The organism is Nocardia sp. NPDC055029, from assembly GCF_053608525.1.
Genome location: NZ_JBSGVQ010000080.1, coordinates 1 through 4,219, shown reverse-complemented (window position 1 = coordinate 4,219; position 4,219 = coordinate 1). Strand labels below are relative to the sequence as shown.

At 70.1% G+C, this 4,219-nt stretch carries 3 protein-coding genes; 2 read left to right on the top strand and 1 reads right to left on the bottom strand.

The genetic code is table 11. The annotated features are described in order from the left end of the window. Positions 1-24: 24 nt before the first annotated feature. Positions 25-1,533, bottom strand: a complete 1,509-nt coding sequence (locus tag ACWF9G_RS34205; RefSeq protein WP_452520365.1) for an MFS transporter — start codon at positions 1,531-1,533, stop codon at positions 25-27. Between the two features lie 82 nt (positions 1,534-1,615). Between ACWF9G_RS34205 and ACWF9G_RS34200 the strand changes: the two genes are divergently transcribed. Continuing rightward, positions 1,616-2,161: a TetR/AcrR family transcriptional regulator gene (locus ACWF9G_RS34200; RefSeq protein ID WP_452520363.1), complete on the top strand. Its 546-nt coding sequence runs from the start codon at positions 1,616-1,618 to the stop codon at positions 2,159-2,161. Positions 2,162-2,338: 177 nt separating this feature from the next. Further along, the gene (locus tag ACWF9G_RS34195) at positions 2,339-3,952 is read left to right on the top strand and encodes an adenylate/guanylate cyclase domain-containing protein (RefSeq protein ID WP_452520361.1); all 1,614 of its coding nucleotides are present in this window, start codon (positions 2,339-2,341) and stop codon (positions 3,950-3,952) included. Positions 3,953-4,219 lie beyond the last annotated feature (267 nt).

The window sequence follows — 4,219 nt, the reverse complement described above, 5'->3', positions numbered from 1 at the left end:
GATCCCTCCGGCCCCGCATCGTCGTCACGCTTGCGTGGTCTTGGTGCGCACCGCGCTGTAGGCCGCGAACAGGAGTACCGCGACGATGCCGAGCACCGTCAGGTGGATGCCGCTGACGAACGCCTGGTTCGCCGAGGACAGGAATTCCTGTGCCACCGCGGTGGGTAGTTCGCTCGCGACCTCTATCGCGCCGCTGAGCGAGCCCGATGCGGTCGCCACCGCGTCGTCCGGCAGCAGCGACAGGTCGAGGCCGCGCCGGAAGATCGCCATGACGGTGCTGCCGAGCAGGGCGACGCCGAGGGCGAGACCGGTTTCGTAGGCGGTCTCCGAAATGGCGGCGGCCGCACCGGCGCGTTCCTCGGGCGCCGAGCCGACGACCAGGTCGGCGGCCACGGTCATGGCCACGCCGGCGCCGAGGCCGATACCCACGAAACCGAGGACGAACGCCTGTGCGCCGGTGGTCGCGTCGACCGCGAGGAAAGCCGCCGCACCGACCGCCGTGACGACCAGCGCACCGGCCAGCACGACCGCCGCGCGCCAGCGCCGGACGAGCCAGGCCGCCGCGAGCGAGCCGAACACACTGGCCGCGAGGCCGGGCAGCATCAGCAGACCCGCCTGCAGGGGCGAGCGGCCGAGGACGAGCTGCAGATACTGCGAGCCGAAGAACAGCACGCCGGCCAGCGCGAAGACCGCGAGCAGGTTGGTGAACACCGCCACCCGGAACCTCGGCAGCGCGAACAGGCCGAGATCGAGCATCGGATCGGTCAGCCGACGCTGCCTGCGCACGAACAGCACCGCGGCGAGCACACCGGCCAGGCCGACCAGCAGCGCGCCTGCCGCCGGGCCGTGTGCCGCGGTCTCCTTCACCGCGTACACCACCGGGACCAGCGCGAGCATCGACAGCAGCGCGCTGAGCGCGTCGAACCGGCCTGGGTTCGGGTCACACGATTCGGGGATGAGCAGCGGCGCGAGCGCCAGCAGCACCAGCATGACCGGCAGGTTCACCAGGAACACCGAGCCCCACCAGAAGTGCTCGAGCAGCCAGCCGCCGACCAGCGGACCGGCCGCGGCGCCACCACCGGCCATCGCGCTCCACACGCCGATCGCCAGGGTGCGCTGTCGCGCGTCCTGGAACATCGAGCGGATCAGGCCGAGCGTGGCGGGCATGAGGGTGGCACCGGCGACGCCCTGCAACACGCGCGCCGCGATCAGCATCTCGGGCGAGACCGCCCAGGCGGCCAGCGCCGAGGCGATGCCGAAGCCGACGGCGCCGAGCAGCAGCAGCCTGCGCCTGCCGATCCGGTCGCCGAGGTTGCCCATCACGACCAGCAGGCCGGCGAGCACGAACGAGTACACGTCGATGATCCAGAGCAGCTGGGGGGTGCTCGGGGCGAGATCGGCGCTGATGGCGGGCACGGCCAGGTCGAGCACGGTCGCGTCGACGGCGAGCAGCAGCAGGGCAAGGGCGAGTACGCCCAAACCGGCCCATTCGCGCGGGGTGGCGCGCGGCGGGGTGGTGACGGGGGTGTTCATCGGTCTCTCGACTTTCGGGGTTTGGTAAACCGTCCAGCCGGTACAGTAACAGGAAAACCGTCCAGACGGTACAGTGATCGACGTGAGCCCCGGCACCCGCGATCGCATCCTCGACGCCCTGGAGACCCTGCTGCTCGAACGCGGCGCTGCCCAGATGACCCTCGACAACGTCGCTGCGGCCGCCGGCGTATCCAAGGGCGGGCTGCTCTACCACTTCAAGAGCAAGGACGCCCTGCTCGTCGGACTGGTCGAACGACTCGGCGCCCGCGCCCGCGCCCAGCTCGACGAGACGCGGGCGAACGGGACCCCGGTCGCCGAGTGGTACCTGCAGACGCCCGACCCCACCACGCAGGCCGACGCCGTCGAACTCGCGCTGTACCGCTCGCTGCTGGCGACCATGCGCACCATCGACGCCTCGGCGGGCAGCGAACCCGACGAGGTGCAGCTCGCCCTCGACGGGGTGATGACCGCCTGGTCGGAGGGCCTCGACGCCGAGGTGGACGACCCTGTCCGCGCCGACACCATCCGCCTGGTCGGCGACGGGGTATACCTGCGCGCGCTACTCGGCCTGCCACAGATCGAGCCCGAGCGCTATCGCGCCGTCGTCGACCGGCTGCTCGAGCGCTGAGCACAACATTTTCAGTGGACATGTGTACTCCGAACCCACATTCCGCCGTCCCGCGCAGCCGCACTGACATCCACCGCCGGAAAACAGATCACTGACTGGTCATATAGCGTTGCTGCCGAAATAGTGACCCGGGATACACATTGGGGCACAACGCGATACTCGGTTTACAGTGCGAGGGTGATCCACAGCGACGGGCCGAAGGGCGCGGCGAGCTCCGCGCCATGGGGTTCGCCGCTGCTCGGACCGGTCGAGGAGAAGTCGTCCATCCGGCGGGTCCGCGTGCAACTGCTGCTCACCCTGCCGTTGCTCGTCGCCAACCTGACCGGCGCCACGATGATCGTGGTGCTCGTCGGGTTCGTGCTACCCGGCCCGGCCGTCTTCACCAGGGAACTCCTGCCGCTCAACGCCATCCTCACGCCGCTGTGCGCGTTCGTGGCGTTGGTGATCGGCGTCGTCTGGGGCACGGTGTCCGGTCTGCGTTCCCTGCGCTGGGCCACCGACCCCGACCATGTGCCGACCCCCGCCGAACAGCGTGTCTCGGTGTCGGCGCCGCGCGGACTGGTGCTGCAGCAGGCGGTGCTGTGGTCGCTGGCGCTGATCACGCTGACCATCGCCTACGGGGTGGCCGATCCAGCGCTGATCCCCAAGATCATGCTGTCCATCGGCTCGGCGGCGATCGTGGTGTGCGCGAACAGCTATCTGATCGTGGAGTTCGCCCTTCGGCCGGTGACGGCGCGGGTGCTCCAGGCAGATCCGTCTCGGCGCCGTGGCATCGGCGTCTTCGGCCGGACCATGCTGTCGTGGCTGGTCGGGGTCGGGGTTCCGGTGGCGCTGTCGATGACCGTCGCGGTCTGGGCGCTGGCCGATCCCGCGGTGAGCAAGGCCAGGCTGGCCGTGTGCATGCTCAGCCTCGGCGGTTCGGCACTGCTGTTCGGGATGCTGTTGATGGCCCAGGTGGTCGCGGCGACGGTCGCCCCGATCAAGGGCGTGCGCCAGGCGCTGCGCCGCGTGGAGGACGGCGATCTCGACGCCGAGGTCACCCTGTACGACGGCACCGAACTCGGTGACCTGCAGAGCGGCTTCAACCGGATGGTGCACGGCCTGCGCGAGCGCGCCATGATCGAGGACCTGTTCGGCAAGCACGTCGGCCACGACGTCGCGATGGCGGCGATCGCCTCCCAGCCGGTCCTCGGCGGCACCGAGACCGAGGCCGCCGCCCTGTTCATCGACATCATCGGCTCGACGAGGATGGCCGCCACCCTGCCCGCCCCGGAGATCGTCGGCATCCTCAACCGGTTCTTCGACATCGTCGTCGACGAGGTGGAACGCCACGGCGGCCTGCTCAACAAGTTCGAAGGCGACGCCGCCCTCGCCGTCTTCGGCACCCCAGCCCCACTGCACGACCTGGCAGGCTCGGCCCTCTCGTGCGGCCGCGCCATCCAGCGCAGACTCCGCGAAGCCTCCGACCTGAACGCCGGAATCGGCGTCGCCGCCGGCCGAGTCGTCGCGGGCAATGTCGGCACCCACAACCGCTACGAGTTCACCGTCATCGGCGACGCGGTCAACGAGGCGGCCCGCCTGTGCGAGCTGTCGAAGAACTACGACGAGCGCCTGCTCAGCTCCGCGACGACACTGGCCGCCGCAGCCGACACCGAGTCCGCACACTGGGATCTCGGCGAGACAGTCACCCTGCGCGGCAGATTGAAACCAACCCAGCTCGCCCTGCCCAGGCTGGCTGAGCCAACCCTGAATCCAGCCGCCCCGACCTCGAAGGCAACCGAGGCGCACTGACACCCGGCCCGCAATCCGCCGCTGACCACCACACCCGCCCGAACTCGGCGAAAAGCCTGCGCAGCAGGCTGACACCCACACAGCTGTCCTTGCCCCGGCAGTCGGCGCGAAACCTGAATCCAGGTGCCCCGGAGCAATCCGACACCTGCAACCACTCCCAGCCCCGCACGACCCGACCCCGAGGAGGGTCCCGCCGCGCAGCGGCGGGTCGCGGCCGTCCCGCCGATCAGCGGCAGTTGCGTAGGCGACGAAGGAGCAAGCAACTGC